This is a genomic window from Jiella mangrovi, from assembly GCF_017815135.1.
Classification (GTDB): domain Bacteria; phylum Pseudomonadota; class Alphaproteobacteria; order Rhizobiales; family Rhizobiaceae; genus Jiella; species Jiella mangrovi.
In genome coordinates this window covers 157,608-172,251 of record NZ_JAGJCF010000009.1, presented here as the reverse complement: position 1 = coordinate 172,251, position 14,644 = coordinate 157,608, and the positions used below count along the sequence as shown (strand labels likewise).

General features: G+C 62.6%; 17 protein-coding genes. 1 reads left to right on the top strand and 16 read right to left on the bottom strand.

Going from position 1 to position 14,644, the window contains the following annotated elements; translation table 11 throughout:
* Positions 1-140 precede the first annotated feature (140 nt).
* Together J6595_RS13800 and J6595_RS13795 are read right to left on the bottom strand one after the other, a co-directional pair.
* Positions 141-1,328 carry a glycosyltransferase family 2 protein gene (locus J6595_RS13800; protein WP_209595140.1) on the bottom strand — a complete coding sequence of 396 codons (1,188 nt, stop codon included), beginning with the start codon at positions 1,326-1,328 and terminating at the stop codon, positions 141-143.
* Between the two features lie 547 nt (positions 1,329-1,875).
* Positions 1,876-2,385, bottom strand: coding sequence for a hypothetical protein (locus J6595_RS13795; protein ID WP_209595139.1), 510 nt, complete (start codon positions 2,383-2,385; stop codon positions 1,876-1,878).
* Positions 2,386-2,564: 179 nt separating this feature from the next.
* On the opposite strand from J6595_RS13795, the gene J6595_RS13790 reads away from it, so the two are divergent.
* A complete protein-coding gene (locus tag J6595_RS13790; protein ID WP_209595138.1) occupies positions 2,565-2,909 on the top strand; it encodes a hypothetical protein in 345 nt (114 codons plus the stop codon).
* 143 nt (positions 2,910-3,052) lie between these two features.
* Here the strand turns inward: J6595_RS13790 and J6595_RS13785 are convergent, their stop codons facing one another.
* The 14 genes from J6595_RS13785 to J6595_RS13720 form a co-directional block, all read right to left on the bottom strand.
* Complete coding sequence (locus tag J6595_RS13785; RefSeq protein WP_209595137.1) at positions 3,053-3,571, bottom strand: hypothetical protein; 519 nt, start codon at positions 3,569-3,571, stop codon at positions 3,053-3,055.
* A gap of 4 nt (positions 3,572-3,575) precedes the next feature.
* Positions 3,576-3,923, bottom strand: coding sequence for a flagellar protein FlgN (locus J6595_RS13780; protein WP_209595136.1), 348 nt, complete (start codon positions 3,921-3,923; stop codon positions 3,576-3,578).
* A gap of 95 nt (positions 3,924-4,018) precedes the next feature.
* Positions 4,019-4,546, bottom strand: coding sequence for a rod-binding protein (locus J6595_RS13775; RefSeq protein WP_209595135.1), 528 nt, complete (start codon positions 4,544-4,546; stop codon positions 4,019-4,021).
* 61 nt (positions 4,547-4,607) lie between these two features.
* On the bottom strand, positions 4,608-5,012 hold the full coding sequence (locus J6595_RS13770; protein WP_209595134.1) for a hypothetical protein: 405 nt from the start codon (positions 5,010-5,012) through the stop codon (positions 4,608-4,610).
* Positions 5,009-5,764, bottom strand: coding sequence for a flagellar biosynthetic protein FliR (locus J6595_RS13765; RefSeq protein WP_209595133.1), 756 nt, complete (start codon positions 5,762-5,764; stop codon positions 5,009-5,011). The genes J6595_RS13770 and J6595_RS13765 overlap by 4 nt, the downstream gene beginning before the upstream one ends.
* A complete protein-coding gene (gene flhA / locus J6595_RS13760; RefSeq protein WP_209595132.1) occupies positions 5,761-7,872 on the bottom strand; it encodes a flagellar biosynthesis protein FlhA in 2,112 nt (703 codons plus the stop codon). Before flhA ends, J6595_RS13765 begins: the two co-directional genes overlap by 4 nt.
* Before the next feature lie 193 nt (positions 7,873-8,065).
* Positions 8,066-8,338, bottom strand: a complete 273-nt coding sequence (gene fliQ, locus J6595_RS13755; protein ID WP_209595131.1) for a flagellar biosynthesis protein FliQ — start codon at positions 8,336-8,338, stop codon at positions 8,066-8,068.
* A 2-nt stretch (positions 8,339-8,340) separates the two neighbouring features.
* On the bottom strand, positions 8,341-8,742 hold the full coding sequence (gene flgD / locus J6595_RS13750; protein WP_209595130.1) for a flagellar hook assembly protein FlgD: 402 nt from the start codon (positions 8,740-8,742) through the stop codon (positions 8,341-8,343).
* Between the two features lies 1 nt (position 8,743).
* Complete coding sequence (flbT, locus tag J6595_RS13745; protein ID WP_209595129.1) at positions 8,744-9,196, bottom strand: flagellar biosynthesis repressor FlbT; 453 nt, start codon at positions 9,194-9,196, stop codon at positions 8,744-8,746.
* A 2-nt stretch (positions 9,197-9,198) separates the two neighbouring features.
* On the bottom strand, positions 9,199-9,546 hold the full coding sequence (gene flaF / locus J6595_RS13740; protein WP_209595128.1) for a flagellar biosynthesis regulator FlaF: 348 nt from the start codon (positions 9,544-9,546) through the stop codon (positions 9,199-9,201).
* Between the two features lie 372 nt (positions 9,547-9,918).
* A complete protein-coding gene (locus J6595_RS13735) occupies positions 9,919-11,007 on the bottom strand; it encodes a flagellar hook-associated family protein (protein WP_209595127.1) in 1,089 nt (362 codons plus the stop codon).
* Between the two features lie 11 nt (positions 11,008-11,018).
* Positions 11,019-12,467, bottom strand: a complete 1,449-nt coding sequence (flgK, locus tag J6595_RS13730; protein WP_209595126.1) for a flagellar hook-associated protein FlgK — start codon at positions 12,465-12,467, stop codon at positions 11,019-11,021.
* A gap of 38 nt (positions 12,468-12,505) precedes the next feature.
* Complete coding sequence (locus J6595_RS13725; protein ID WP_209595125.1) at positions 12,506-13,786, bottom strand: flagellar hook protein FlgE; 1,281 nt, start codon at positions 13,784-13,786, stop codon at positions 12,506-12,508.
* A gap of 164 nt (positions 13,787-13,950) precedes the next feature.
* Positions 13,951-14,622 (bottom strand): response regulator transcription factor, encoded by a 672-nt coding sequence (locus J6595_RS13720; protein WP_209595124.1) that lies wholly within the window; start codon positions 14,620-14,622, stop codon positions 13,951-13,953.
* Positions 14,623-14,644: the final 22 nt, after the last annotated feature.

The following is a 14,644-nucleotide window of genomic DNA, read 5'->3' as shown; positions in this document are numbered from 1 at the left end:
GATTTCTGCGTCAGCTCAGTCGTCATTCATCGTTTCGATGTCTATTGTCTGTCGGCAAGATTGATTGCCGACGTTCCGCCAATAGCAGACTTTCGCCAGCGTCTGGCGAAAAAGGAGCGGCCATTTCGACAAACGCAGCGCTACGGCATTCGCGTCTTGGGCAGGGCGAAGTTCGCATAGGTATCGCCCGTCAGATCGATCGGACGCAAAACGAGACTGCGTATAGCCCTGTCCTCCGGATTGCCGACCGGGTTCTCGATCTCGAAACCGCAGAACAGATCCGCACCCGCAGTCGCCCTGACGACGTCCTGCCGGCGAACCAGCCGATGCGGGACGACGAAGCGATTGACGCCGTTGATGTTCAGGTAAAAGGATTCGAAGCGCGACCCATCGGCCTTCACCGCCCATCCCGAGATTCGCACGACCCCATCGGCGAGGGAGACGTCCTCGATGGTGCCCCGGGCCGTCAGGTCGCTCGCGGCGGCGTCCCGGTCGTAACCGAAATCCATGAGACCGGCGAATTCGTTCCAAAGGCCGAGCCGCGAAAGATGATCTCGGATCTGCGGGGCGGACGCCTGCCGGCCGGCCGCCGAGTGCCTGCGATAGAAATCGCCCCGCCCCCGGAGCACGTCACTGATCAGGTGCCAGCCGCGATCGCGCTCATTGTGGATGATCACGGCTTGCGCCGCGGTGATCCTGCCGAACCGGCTCTGCAGCTTTTGCAGCGACCGTACCTGCTTGCTCTCGTATTTCTTGTGATGGGCATGAACCTGGATGATGTCGGTAATGACACCTTCCTTGCCGGACTTCGTCTCGCCGGAGTGAAAGCCGATATCGAGCTTGGCGATCGTATCCGTATAAAAGAAGCATTTGTCGTTCTTCTCGTGGAGGGCGTACAGGCCTTCCTTTGTCGGGTTCGGCACATAGGCCCGGGCAATGCGCAGAACGCGTTGTTCCCCGACAAAGGGCGCAAGCGTCGCGTTGACGTCCTCGCGCTTGAAGGACGGGTGGCCGTCGACCATGGCGCCGACCAGTTCATCGGCATCGAGGGGGAAGAAGAAACTGTACCGGCCAAGCTTGGCGAGCTCCTCGATCTTGGCCTTGATGATCTCGCCCTTCTTGTCGAAATCCGTCGGCGCGCTGTAGGCGTCGCTGACATTGACGCCCGATTGAGCGGCCTGTCTCAGCACCTGCAGCGTCTGCTCGTCCGTGGATCCGTTGTCGAAGACGTAGAGATTCTCGTTCCCGAATATCTCTGCATGATGCCGAAGCCAGATTTGAAGCATCGCCCCTTCGTTCTTCTGCATCATCAGGGCTGCATTTTGCATGGATGGCTCCGAAGTTCTGTTTTCGTCTGCTCGGACTTCTTTAAGGCGCGCGATGGCCACGCCGCGCGGTTTCGCCGCCGCCGCGAACGGGCGGCTTCGAGTTACAGCCCATCGCCGGATATGCCAACAGCCGGCATGCTCTCGTGACAGAAACGGCGTGCGATGGGTAGTGTTCGCGCTGAATGCAAACGGTGTGACGTCGGACCGCGGGCCCGCAGCCACGAGCAGATGGCGGCTTTGAGCCGCAGTTGCCACAGCTCGCCCGAAACGAAGAACAGCCCCCTCGCCGCGCGTCGGGAGCTGCCGGTTTTCCAGTCTCTGTGACGGTCACAGTGGCGCTGGTGACTGCGCGGGCGTTTCGACGGGCCGGGCGAGGTCAGACGTGCGGAGACCTCACAGGCCCCACGCAGCCGTCGCCCGCTTTAGAGCATCGGCCCAAAAATCGGGATCGATTTTTGGAAAGCACGATGCGTGGACTCAATAGGTTAGTGCGTCCTTTGTGCGTCCATTCGGACGCACGGCGCGCTAATGTCGCGCGCTTGCCCCGCTACTGAGGAACGCCCTTCAGGGTCGCTTTCTCAGCTTTGACGATGCCGCCGTCCTTGCTGGCTTCGATGGCGAGGATCCGGCCGAGCCCGGGAACGACGGAGCCCACCTCGACGCGCCAGAGTTCGCCCGGCGAAGCCAGATGCGCCTCGTCGCCATAGACCATGACGATGGTGAAGTCCTGCGGCTTGAGGGTCCAGGGACGAACCAGCTCCGGCACAGGGATCGCCGCCACCTTTTCCGCCTCGCCATCGCCGTCTTCCGACTTGGCGGTCGAGCCGACGGCGATCGGGTCGATATCCGTTTCGGCCATGCGCTGCATCAAAAGCCGGTCGAAATAGCCGGGATTGGTGTAGGAAATCACCGTCACTGCGGCGAAGAAGCCGGTCGACAGCATGAACAGGCAGAGCGAGAGCGCCTTGACGGCCCGATCGGAATTGTTTGCGGCGCTCAGCCTGTGAGCTGCCGAAGCAGCGGATTTCGCCGACACGGGGGTCGCGCTTGCTCTCATGACGGACAGCCTCAAACGATGGGGACTTGCCGACGCAGCATCATGCTTCCTCGGCGCGTTGAAGCATCGCAGCCGGGGGTTAATCTTTTCTGGCCAGCCTCGCTCCAGGCAGAAAATTCAGGCGCGGTGAGCGTTCACGTTCAGACTTTCTTGGCGGAAACCGCCCTATCGTCGCCGCCATGCGACGCTTCCTGATCGATGACCCGCAAACAGACGACCGGCTCTATCATCGCCGGCGCACGCGCCTGCGTCCGGTCAAGCTCGCCGGTCTGTCCCGGCAGTTCATCGACGAGGGAATGCTCTACGACCGCTCGAAAGGCGGCGCGCGCATCCGCCGCTGCTCGGATCGCCCGCTGCCATCGCGGTTCCTTCTTCTCGACGAGGTCGAGCTGAGGCTGATACCGGTGGCAATCGCGTGGGAAAACGGCCGCGAGCTCGGCGTACGCTTCGTCGGCGGCGAATTCGCCCCGACGCGCGCCGAGATCCGGCGACTGACCGGGCGTTACTACGCCCTGGTCGACTGAGTCTGGAAAGCCCGGCTGAAAAGGCTCGCAGACGGCTGGCTGGAGCCTTGTCCGGGAAAGCCGGCTCGGCTTTCACCTGCGGATGATGCGGCTCGGCATTGCGATGAAGGTTTCCGGTGAACCCAATGTTCGCCGGAAACCCGCTAGCGCCCGACCTTGCCGATCTTCACGACGTCGCCGGCCGACTTGCCACCGCCGGCATCGCCGCTGCGGGCATCCTTCTTGGCGATGTAGTCGAACTGCTCGACGAGCAGCTCGTGCATCAGCTCCATCCCGAAGCGGGCGTTGACCGAATCGCGGATCGACGAGGTCAGCTCCGTCAGGTCGAATTTCTCCGGACGGTCGAAATCGAAGCTTTTGGTCGAATAAAGCCGCCGGAAGACCTCGTCGAGGATGAACGGATCCGGGGGCACCTTCAGCGTGTTGCCGATTTTTCCGTCGATCGTGTAGACGAAGCGCGCGAGAATATACCCCTTGATCGTGTTGTTGGAGATCATCGGGATGGTGACGCTTTCGGTCGATTTGTAGTCGAGCCCGTCGAAATAGGTCGGTTCCTTCTCCGCCTCGGCCTGCGGGGTCGGAGCGAAGACCGACGCCATGACGTAGCTCGAGCCGAGCGCGACGACCGCCGCCCAGACACCGATGCCGATCAGCTTGATCACGACCTCATCTCCGGCGAACGATGGCGCTCGTATAGGTGCCGTCGGAATCGGCCGCGGCGATGGTGGCGGCGATCACGCTGCCGATCTCGTGGCTGGCCTTGACGTGAAGGCCGAGGACACGCTCGTTCTCATTCAGCGCCTTCTTAAGGGTGCGCAGCCTCGCGTCGATGCGCTCGTCGCGCTCGGTCCGGCTGGCGAGCGAACGCGACAGGCGGCTGAGTTCGAGGAGGCAGTGATTCTTGCGCGTCGTGAGCTCGGCCAGCGGCTCGCTCGCCCGGCCCCGAAGCGTCTCGATTTCCTGCACGAGGATCGATTCCAGACGGCCCGCCGCCTTGTCGATTGCCTGATACATCCCAGCCGTCCTTCTTGTTTCAGACCATCGCCGTCAAAGGCGCTTCGGTCGATCGTCGAAAATCCGCGAGCTGCGCGCGGACGAAGTGTCTTGTCTCAGCGGACCGCTTTCGGTGTCGCGATCGTCGCCGCCTCGGAAGCATCCTCCTGCGCCTGAAGCGCGGCGATGCCGGCGGTGGCTTCGGCCCGTGCATGGGCGCCCGCGGTCGGGTTTTCCTTCTTGGAGATGGCGTCGGCGATGCCGATGCCGCCACCCTTGGCCATTTCGGCGCCGATCTCCTCGGCGAGCATCGAGCGCCAGATCGCGCCTGCCGTTCCCTTGCCGAAGAATTCGGAGGCGTCGCTCGGCAGCATCGATTCGACGAAACTTCTCAGAACGAAACCCTCGAACTGTTCGAGCGGTGCGACTTCACGCGCTTCGTGCTTGACGAGCGGGCGGATCGTTTCGGTCTTGACCGCGGACGCTTTCGCCGATGCGGCGCCGGTTCCTGCGCTGGCAAGTGCCACCGAAAAGCTCTCGCCGGCGGCCTTGGTCGCGGCCGGCGATGGCGCGTCGCTCCGCTCGGCCACGCGCGTTGCGCCGAAGCTTGCCGGATTGATCGAAAAATCGGTGTTGATCGTCATGAACGTGCCGGATGCCGGGGTTTGAGTGCCGATCGCTTTCAGCCCTTCTAATGCGCGCGGCTTATTCGAAGCTTGTTGTGCGGGCGAGGAACGCGTCGATGCTGGCGTCACGCTGGATGGCTTCGGCCTCGGCGTCGGCGATCCGCCCGGTGCGGTCGCGCACCTTCTCGATGCTCTTTTCCACACGCCGCACGCCAAGCAGCCGCTCCTCGGCTTCCTTCTCCTCATCGGCGAGTTTTCGCCTCAGCGCCTCGTTGCGCCTCAGATTGTTGACCTTGGCGCCGATGAACAGGCCATGCAGGGCGCTGTCGGCACCGAGGCTGGCGAGGATTTCCGCATCGCTCTTTTCCAGCTCGGTGCGCTTCTCGCGCAGCTGGCCGATGCGCCACTCCTCGAGCAGCCGCTTCTGGGCCTGCACCTTGAGCATGCGGTTCAGCCGCTTGACGCGTTCGGACGTCTCGCTCATCCGCGAAGCACCCAGCGCTGGAATTCCTGCATGAAGATCGTCAGGAAATCGCCGATGGAATAGCCGAACAGAACCACCCCGCCGGCCAGGACGAAGGGCATCGAGATGAAGTAGATCGGAATCGTCGGGGTCATCTTGTTGGCGAGACCGACCGCGAAATTGACGATCACGGCATAGAGGATGAACGGGCTGGAGAGCCTCAGGCACAGGAGAAACGCTTCGGACAGATTGTCGGTGATCGCGATCAGGCTCGCCTGCGCGGTGAAGCCGATCGACGGCGCGATCGCCCCGTAGGAGGCGACGAGCGCCCGGGCGATCTCGGCATGGAGATTGAGCACGAAGATCAGCGTCGTCGCCGTCAGGGTGATGAGGGATGTCAGGCCGCTCGCGGATTCGCTGTCCTCGATCGAGGGGCCGAGCGCCTGGCTCATGCCGATGGCGTTGGCGATGACGTGGCCGGCAAAGTTCAGCGCCAGCATGATGCTTCGCCCGAGCATGCCGATCATGAAGCCGATCATCGCCTCGGAAAAGATCAGCCGGAGATTCTGTGCGTCATCGCCGGCACCGACCAAAGGCTGGACGATCGGCAGGAGCGCCGGAGCCAAAGCGAGCGAGACGGCGAAGGACAGAAACAGCCGCACCTGAACCGGGATACGCGCCGAGGAAACCCCCGGCATGACGAGAAGGCAGCTGCCGATCCGGCAAAAGATCAGGAACAGCGACAGGACGACATCGGGAAGCTCGCCGATCACGAGATGGAACCGATCGGCCTTATGTCGACGCCGCGGGCGATCTCGACATGGCTGAGCACCGGCAGGGTCACGAAGATCCGCTCGATCATCATGCGAACATAGGGCCGCGCATCCGGCGCCGAGACGAGAACGAAGGATTCGCCCTGATCCATCTTGGCGCGAATGACCTTGGTCGCTTCGGTGGCGAACTGCTCGACCAGCCGCGGGTCGATGTCGAACTCGACGACGTCGCCCTTGGCGTCGCGCTTCAGCGCCTGGTGGAATGCGAGATCCCACTGGTTACCGAGTCTGAGCACCGAGAGCTTGCCATTGTGCAGAAGATCGCCGCAGATCTGCTGGGCCATGCGCATGCGCACATGTTCGACGATCTGCTCGGAGCGGCGCACATGCGGCGCGATTTCCGCGATCGCTTCCAGAATGAGGTTGAGATTGCGGATCGAGACGCGCTCGGCGAGCAGGAGCTTCATCACCGCCTGCAGGCCCGAATAGGACATGTGGGTCGGGATGATCTCGTCGATCAGCCGCTTGTATTCGCTCTCCAGACGATCGAGCAGGACGCGCATGTCCTTGTAGGAGAGAAGCTGGGCGAGGTTGTTGCGGATGACCTCCGACAGGTGGGTGAGGACGATCGACAAGGTGTCGATCGGCTCGAAGCCCTGCCGCTTCAACTCGGAGGTGAAGCTTTCCGACACCCAGGCGGCGCGCATGCCGAAGGCCGGCTCCTTGGTGAGATCGTGCGGCACGTCCGGGCCCGGCGCGTCACCCAGCACGATCATCATTTCGCCGAGCCGCAGCGGCTGGGTAGCGATCATCGTACCGTGGATCTTGATCCCGTAGGATTTGGGATCGAGCGACAGGTCGTCGGAGAGCTTGATTTCGGGCACGACGAAGCCGTAGCGCGAGGCGAAGCGCTTGCGCATCTTCTGCACGCGCCGGGCAAGTTCGTCGCGCTTGGTCAGCATGTGCGCGGAGGTCTGCTTGCCGAGAACCAGTTCGATCTCGACCATCTTGAGGGATTCCTTGACCGAATCCTTCTCCGAGTCCGCGCTCTTCTTCTGCTGGGCGGCCTCCTTGGCTGCGATCTCCGCTTCCTCCTCGCGGCGCTTCTTGGGCACCGTCCAGGCGACGAAGGCCAGGGCCGCGCCGGTCATGACGAAGGGGATGAAGGGCAGGCCCGGCAACAGCGCGAGAATTCCCATCAGCCCGGCGGAGAGCGAGAGTGCTTTGGGATAGTAGCCGAGCTGTCCGAGAACGGCGGTCTGCGCAGCGCCCCTCGTACCGCCCTTGGAGACGAGAAGACCGGCGGCGAGCGAGACGATCAGCGCCGGGATCTGGGAGACGAGGCCGTCGCCGACCGAAAGCTTGGTGAAGACGTCGGCGGCCGCCGCCGCATCCATGTCGTAGCGCGTGACGCCGATGACGATGCCGCCGAAAACGTTGACGGCGGTGATGATGAGGCCGGCGATCGCGTCGCCGCGCACGAATTTGGAGGCACCGTCCATGGAGCCGAAGAAGGAGCTTTCCTCCTCGAGTTCCTTGCGCCGGCTCTGGGATTCCTTCTCGTCGATGAGGCCGGCCGAAAGATCGGCGTCGATCGCCATCTGCTTGCCGGGGATGGCGTCGAGGGTAAACCGCGCGCCCACCTCGGCGATACGGGTCGCACCCTTGGTGATGACGAGGAAATTCACCGTGATCAGGATGACGAAGACGATGATGCCGATGAAGAAGTCGCCGCCCATGACGAACTGGGAAAAGCCGCCGATGACGTGACCGGCAGCGTTCACCCCCTCGTGCCCCTTGGACAGGATCATCCGCGTCGTCGCGATGTTGAGCGACAGGCGCAGCATGGTGGCGAGCAGCAGGACGGTCGGAAAGGCCGAAAATTCCAGCGGCTTCTTGATCCACAGGGCGACCATCAGGATCAGGATCGACAGCGCCACGGAAAAGGACAGGCCGACATCGATCAGAAAGGGCGGGATCGGGACGAAGAGCACCGTCAGGATGAGGATGACGGCCAGCGCGAAGCCGATCTCGCGGTTGCCCGCGGACTTCGCGTCCTTGGTTTGCTGCGAGGTGGAAGCGCTCGGCTTCAAAATGTCGACGGCCATCATGCCACCCGTGATCTCGATCAGACGTTGGGAACGCCCGATGACGCCCCGTTGCGGTCCTCGCAGATCAAGATTGCTTCAGGCTGGCCCGCCCTCGCCCTTCTGGCCACCAGACAAGCAGAAAGCCCGCCAGCCTTTACGGCAGCGGGCTTTTTTTCAGGCTTCTCGCGATCGCACTGCGACATTTCGACCGTCAGCGGTCGAAGCCGGTCTCGATGCGTGAATAGGATTCCTGGGTGAAGGCGTAGACCTGCGCGCCGGTGAAGGAAGCGGTCATGGCGATGACGACGAAGATCGCCAGGATCTTCGGCACGAAGGTGAGCGTCACCTCCTGAATCTGGGTCAGGGCCTGAAAAAGGGCGATGGCGACGCCGACGACCATGGCCGCTCCCACCGCCGGACCGCAGGCCGCGACGATGGTCCAGACGGCCGACTGCACGATTTCGATGGCTTCGGCTTCGTTCATCCCTACTCGACCTCCGTCCCGGTCTCGAGGACGACGGAATCGCCGCTTTCGAGAACCGCCTCGATCCCGGACGAGCCTGCCCTGACCGCGGCGACGACGCCGGTCGTCTCACCGTCCGAGGAGGTGATAGTCCGGCCGATCAAAGAGTTCGCCTGCGTCAGCGCCGAGACCGCCATCATGGAATCGAGTTTCGAATTGGTCTGGATCGACTGTTCGACCTGCGAGAAGGTGGCGAACTGGGCAATATACTCGGTGGAGTCGGTCGGATTGAGCGGATCCTGGTTCGACATCTCGGCGACGAGAAGGCTGAGAAAGGAATCGTAGTCCAGGCTGCTCGCCGAGGTCGCCGAGGTGACGCTGCTCGACGAGGTGGTGCTGACGGAGGAGACGGCGTCGACACTCATCCTACGCTCCTGCCGCCAGGCGCATCGGCGGCTCGAAGTTGCGCACCGTGTTGCCGGCTTCGGAGAACTCGCCGAGGATCTCGTCTTCGAGCGCGATCATCGAGCGAACGCGCTTCAGCCCCTCGAAGGTGCGGCCGCGGCTGATCAGTTCGGAGACCTCGAGCAGGCCGTCGATGATGTCGCGATTGCTGTAGGTCTTCAGCATCGCGGGATGGGCCTTGTCGAACAGCTCCATTGCCGCATCGGTGGTGCTGGGATCCATCAGCATCATCTGGACGATGAAGTAGAGCTGGCGCATCGGCGTCTTCGCCTGCTCCGCCTGCATGACGTGGCTTTCCAGAAGGAAAGTGACGTCGTTGAGGAACTCAAGGGTCGTTTTTCTGTCGACCTTGAGGACGGCGCCGTTGACGAAGATTCGTTCGCCGGCCCTGAGGGAAATGCGCAATGTCGCCATGATCAGTTCAGCCCGTCGCGGATCAGAGTTGTGATTTCGATGATGCCCTGGAAGTTGTTCGAGCGGCCGAGGCGGATGGCCTCGGCTTCACGCATGATCCAGAGCCCGATGGAGATGAGTTCTGCGCGCAGGTTCTCGGGCAGACCGTTGTCGGCGCTCGAGAGATCCTCGACGAGGATCGCCCACAGGCTTCTGGTTATGTAGATCGCCTCGATCGCATCGCGGGACCGGGGCCCGTTCTTCTCCGCGCGCTGCAGAAGGTCGATCGAATGGTCGAGCGCCTGGCGTTCGCGTTCGCGTGCGTTGATCTCGACGTCTTCGGAGATTTCCGCATAGGAGAACTGATACATTCCTACCCCTTGATCCTACCCGTTACACAGCCGGCGGCCGATGCGCGGGCTTCCTGAAGCTGTTGGTGCGTCACTGTCGGGGCCGTCACGGTCCCGAAGCGATCTTCGATTGTTGCGGCGCTCAGAAGATTGCGCCGGCGAATGTCCTGGCCTGGTTCGGCCCGAGCACGCTCCGGCAGATTGCCGGAGCCATGGAACGCGCGGCGATCTCGACGCAGGGCTGCATGCCGTCGCCGCACGGTTGCGAGAGCCTGGTGACGCTCCCCCGACCGGCCGTCGTGTTGAGCATTCCCGTCTTGCGCACTGACCGGCTCTCTTGGGGCGCCGCAGCGTGCGGTCCTGATCTCGGCATCGTCGTCGCTCCGCCCTGGCTCAGAGATAATTCAGAAGGCTCAACCGGGAGAGCCGAGCCGTCAGCGTGTAGGACGTCTCAAGCAGTGTCTCGAGGCCCGTCACCCGGGTGCTCGCCTCGTACGGATCGACTTCCTCGAGGTCCGAAATCGCAATGGTCAGCACGTTATGCCTTGCGTCCAAAGTCTCGTCTGCGAGTTCCACGCGCGACTGGCTCCCACCGATCTCGGCCTGCATCTGGGTCAGCTGGCTGAGCCCCTGGCTGAGAGTTTCGATCGCCCGGCTTGTGAGAAGCTGACGAGCCCCGTCATCCATGTTTTCGGCGCCAAGGTCGGACAGCATCACGTAAGCCTTCGCAATGTTGCGGAAGGCCTCCTCGTTGGCGGAATAGGAGGTCTTGATCGACTCGCTGTCGGTGATGCGGTTCTCGACGGTGCCGTCGTCGGCATTGGACCAGTTCGTGCTCCAGGCGCCCGTGCTTCCGCTCTCGAAGAGGTCCTCGAAAGCCCCGTCCAGGAAAGCCTCCAGATCGCTCTCGGTGATGCTCGAGACGGCCTCGTCGCTTTGGCTCACGCCGAAGGCAGCGGCAAAGGCCGCTGCCGTATCGGCCTGGGCCTGAGATCCGTCGAAATAGGTATCGACCGTGCCGGTTGCCGGCGCTGCTGCCGCAAAGGCGATGGACTGCTGGTCGGTCGCCGCGCCGGAGAACAGGAATCGTGCACCGGACGAGGAATTCAGGGCCCCGACGATCTGCTGCAGGCTCGCCATCGCCTGCTGCGTGTTCGCCGTCACGCCCGGATCCCCGGTGCCGTTGGCGATCAGCGAGGACAGAAACTCGTTGCCGGTGTCGGCGACGGACTGGAGCGCATTCTGCATGGCGGCAAAGCGCTGCGAGATGATGGCGTTGGTGTCGAGCTGCCGCGCGACGCTCTCGCTTTCAGAGCGAAGCGAGATCGACTGGCTGGTCCGAAGCCCGAGTGCCAGTCCGACATCCGCGAGGCGCCCTGTCGTCGACTGCTTCTGCATGATCGTCAGTTCCTGCTGAATCTTCGACACGGCATTGCGCGACGAACTCAGCAGCGAATAACTCGATACGAGATAATTGGTCATGGTGCGTCCGATCAGGCGATTTCAATGATGGAATCGATCATCTCGCCAATCGTCGAGATCAGCTTGCTCGAGGCCTGGTAGGAGCGCTCGAGGTCGAGGAGATGGGTCATCTCCTCGTCAAGATTGATGCCGGTCACATCGGAGAGGGCTTCTTGTGCGCGCGACAGCACGGTCGACTGATAGTCGACGTCGTCATAGGCGATCGAGCGCTTGTCCTCGAGCCAGCTGATCGACGAGGCCAGATAGTCGCCGATCGTCCCGGTGGTTCCGGCCCCGAACGTCCCGTCGAAGCTGAGTTGGTCGTCGAGACTGGCGATCAGATCGTTGAGGCGGTCGCTGAAGCCGGACGTTCCGTTGGTGTTGTAGACGACACCCTGGCCGGAAATGTCGCCGTCCCTGAGAAGATCGGGATCGTCGACGGCATTCGAGGCGACGGTGAGAAGGCCGGCAAGGCCCGTCTTGGAGGTGAGCGTCGACAGGTCCGTGGACGAGCCGTCCGACTGGATCGAGAACAGTCCGGACCAGGCCGTGCCGCCACTGTCTGTTTCGGAAAACGCCTCGACCAGCGCCGAGGCGATCTCGTCGAGCTGGCCCTGATACTGAACGGCCGTCTCGTCGCGGAACGTGAGCAGACCATAGACGCTGCCGCTCTTGATCGGCATGCCGGACGCCGCACCGGAAACATCGACGCCATCGATCTTGAAACTGCCGCCGACGACGGTGGCGTCGTAGCTCGACTGCGCCGTGAACTCGACCTGCCGCGCCGTGGTCTCGAAGAGCATGATGCCGGAGTCGGTAGAAAGTGTCATGTCGTTGCCGGCACGAACCTGGACGTTCAGGCCGACATAGCCGGAGAGCTCCGTGACGATCTGATCGCGCTGGTCGATCTCGTCGGTCACATCCGCGCCTGTCGCGGTGCCGGTCATGATCCGGTTGTTGAGCTTTTCGAACTGCGAAAGCAGCGAGTTCATCTTGTCGGCCGCGTCGGCAAGCTGCGCGTCGGCATCGGCGCGAGCGGACTGGACCGCGTCGGTGACGTTATTCAGGCTGGCTGCAAGATCGGAGGCAGCGCTGACGGCGGCGCGCGCCGTCTGCGTATCTTCGGGCGTGACCGCATATTGCGACAAGGCCGCCTGCAGCTCGGTCAGGCGCGCCGCCGGCGACTCGATCGAGTCGGTGTCGCCGATGACGCTTCTTATGGAATCGAGCGCACTGTAGGTGACCTCGGCCGAGGCGAGCGTCGCGTTCGCCGTCGTCATCGATCGAAACAGTGCCTGATTGCTCGACTGGGAGACCGAGACGATCGACACGCCGCCTTGAGCCAGTGACGTCTGGGTGGCGTATTTGCGTGTCGAAGCCGTATTTTCCGCGTTCGCGACGTTCCGCGAAACGAGAGCCGACTGCTGCGATACGGTCGCCAGCGACGACCGCGCGCTCGTGAAGGCGGACATGAGAGACATCTCGGTTTATTCCCGTGTCAATAGGCGCCAAGCGCCGATCAGCGCTTCAGGTTGATGAGCACGTCGAGGATTTCCGACCCGGTCTGGAAGACCTTCGAATTGGCGCTGTAGGAGCGCTGGGATTCGATCATGTCGGTAAGTTCGCTCGCCAGATCGACGTTCGACAGCTCGATGGCGTTGGACTGCAGCGAGCCGAAGCCGTTGACGCCGGGGCTTCCGGTCGTTGCCGCGCCGGAATTGGCATTGGCCGAGTAGACGTTGCCGACGCCGGCCGTCAGCTGATCGGGGCTGGAGAAGCTGGCGAGGTTGAGCTGGTAGAGCGGAACCGTGTCGCCGGTGTTCATCACGCCGTTGACGATGCCGTCGCTGGTGATCTCGAACTCACTGATGTAGCCGGCCGGGTTGCCGTCGGCCGTGACCTTCGACGAGAAGTCGGAGGCGTACTGGGTCAGCGACGTGAAATCGAGATCGAGCACGCTGCCATCGGCCAGCGTCATCTGCTCGCCGCTGACTGTGGCCATCGGCAGACCGGTGGTCGCGTTGAATGAGACATCGAGGCTGTATTCGACCAGCGTTTCCGGTGCCGTTGCCGTGTAGGGGAAACCGCCATTCGTCGCCTGAGACTGATCGAAGATCGAGATCGTCCAGTCATCCGTCGCATTCGTCGGACTGTCGGCGGTCTTCGTCAGATAGATGTCGATAGTCCGGGCTTCGCCGAGCTGGTTGTAGACGACCTGAGAGGTCTTCGCGGTATATTCCGCATCAGCAGCGGATGCGGCCGTCGGCGCAGCTCCGCCGGTGACCGCCGTCTCGGAGGACGGCAGCTGCAGGGAGAATTCGACCGACGTCGTTTCGGACGGGGCGATGAGCTTGCCGACCGGCAGTTCGATCGCGCCCGTGCTGTTGTCGCTCAGCGACGTGCCGGTGAGCCGGTAGCCGGCCGAATTGACGAGATAGGTCGTCTCGGTTCCGCCGACATTCTCCGTCTTTTCGACGAAGGAGCCCGCCCGGGTGTAGAAGTCGCGGCCATTGGCGTCCTGGACGATGAAGAAGCCGTCGCCCTGAATGGCGACGTCCGTCGCGGAGGTGGTCGTGGCGGTGCTGCCCTGCTGGCTGACCGTCTGCCGGACCTGCGTCGTCACCGAGCCGGAGTTATATTGCCCGTCCGACTGGGCGAAGATCAGAGACGAAAATTCCGTCTCGCCACGCTTGTAGCCGTCCGTATTGGCATTGCTGATATTGTCCGAGATGACAGACAGGCGGTTGGCCTGTGCATTCATGCCGGAAACGCTGGTTCTAAAAACGCCGTTGATGCTCATGGGCCAGAACTCCGTAGGCTGCCTCGCTGCTTGAGGAATATGGCAGAAAGCTTGTGCCTAGCTGTGCCGACGCCGGAAGTGCAGCATTGCTACAACAAACAAAAAGCCCTGCCGAAATAATGCGGCAGGGCTTTTGAATTAATACTTCTGAAAGGTTTTAGATTTTACTCTACGCCGATGCCATAACCAAGATAGCGCTTGGAAGACACCGGGTCATAACCCAGGCGCATCTTCAGCTTTTTGCGCAACTTGGAGATGTGGCTTTCGATGACGTTCTCTTCAACATTCTCGTCGAAGATGCCGTAGATGGCGTTGAAGAGCTGCTGCTTGGAAACCCGGCGGCCGCGGTTCGAGACCAGATATTCCAGGATGCGGCGCTCGCGGCGCGGCAGGGCCATCGCCTTGCCGGCGACTTCCGCATCGCGGCCGTCCTGATAGACGCAGATCTCGCCGACGACGGTACGCGTCGCCTCGGCATTTTCGCGACGGCGAATGGCGCCGACCCGGGCCAGGATCTCCTTGACGTGCACCGGCTTGGCAACGACGTCGTCGACACCGGCGGCGAACAGATCGAGGGTTCCATCGAGATTGCGGCCCTCGGAAAGCGCAATCATCGGAGCTGTGGAACGCGACCGGATGAGACGCGGGCAGCCGGCCCGATCGTCGAAGTCGCCGAGAAGAAACGCCTCGACCGCCGACAGATCGCTCTCGGGAGCCGTCTCGACCCAGTCACGGAATTCCTCGGCCCCGAAGCTCGCCGTGGAAATGCCCTCACGAGCGAAAAGCGACTCGTATCCGCTCGTCACCAGTTCACGATTATCAACCACTACGATCATTTTGACCTCCGTCCGCCGCCGC

Bases quoted from the DNA above. Each gene is read 5' to 3' on its own strand.
- J6595_RS13790 (WP_209595138.1), top strand. From the start codon at position 2,565: ATGCGACGCTTCCTGATCGATGACCCGCAAACAGACGACCGGCTCTAT.
- J6595_RS13725 (WP_209595125.1), bottom strand. From the start codon at position 13,786: ATGAGCATCAACGGCGTTTTTAGAACCAGCGTTTCCGGCATGAATGCA.
- J6595_RS13800 (WP_209595140.1), bottom strand. From the start codon at position 1,328: ATGCAAAATGCAGCCCTGATGATGCAGAAGAACGAAGGGGCGATGCTT.
- J6595_RS13780 (WP_209595136.1), bottom strand. From the start codon at position 3,923: ATGTATCAGGCAATCGACAAGGCGGCGGGCCGTCTGGAATCGATCCTC.
- J6595_RS13795 (WP_209595139.1), bottom strand. From the start codon at position 2,385: ATGAGAGCAAGCGCGACCCCCGTGTCGGCGAAATCCGCTGCTTCGGCA.
- J6595_RS13720 (WP_209595124.1), bottom strand. From the start codon at position 14,622: ATGATCGTAGTGGTTGATAATCGTGAACTGGTGACGAGCGGATACGAG.
- J6595_RS13770 (WP_209595134.1), bottom strand. From the start codon at position 5,012: ATGAGCGAGACGTCCGAACGCGTCAAGCGGCTGAACCGCATGCTCAAG.
- flgK (WP_209595126.1), bottom strand. From the start codon at position 12,467: ATGTCTCTCATGTCCGCCTTCACGAGCGCGCGGTCGTCGCTGGCGACC.
- flbT (WP_209595129.1), bottom strand. From the start codon at position 9,196: ATGGCGACATTGCGCATTTCCCTCAGGGCCGGCGAACGAATCTTCGTC.
- J6595_RS13775 (WP_209595135.1), bottom strand. From the start codon at position 4,546: ATGACGATCAACACCGATTTTTCGATCAATCCGGCAAGCTTCGGCGCA.
- flaF (WP_209595128.1), bottom strand. From the start codon at position 9,546: ATGTATCAGTTCTCCTATGCGGAAATCTCCGAAGACGTCGAGATCAAC.
- J6595_RS13735 (WP_209595127.1), bottom strand. From the start codon at position 11,007: ATGACCAATTATCTCGTATCGAGTTATTCGCTGCTGAGTTCGTCGCGC.
- flgD (WP_209595130.1), bottom strand. From the start codon at position 8,742: ATGAGTGTCGACGCCGTCTCCTCCGTCAGCACCACCTCGTCGAGCAGC.
- flhA (WP_209595132.1), bottom strand. From the start codon at position 7,872: ATGGCCGTCGACATTTTGAAGCCGAGCGCTTCCACCTCGCAGCAAACC.
- fliQ (WP_209595131.1), bottom strand. From the start codon at position 8,338: ATGAACGAAGCCGAAGCCATCGAAATCGTGCAGTCGGCCGTCTGGACC.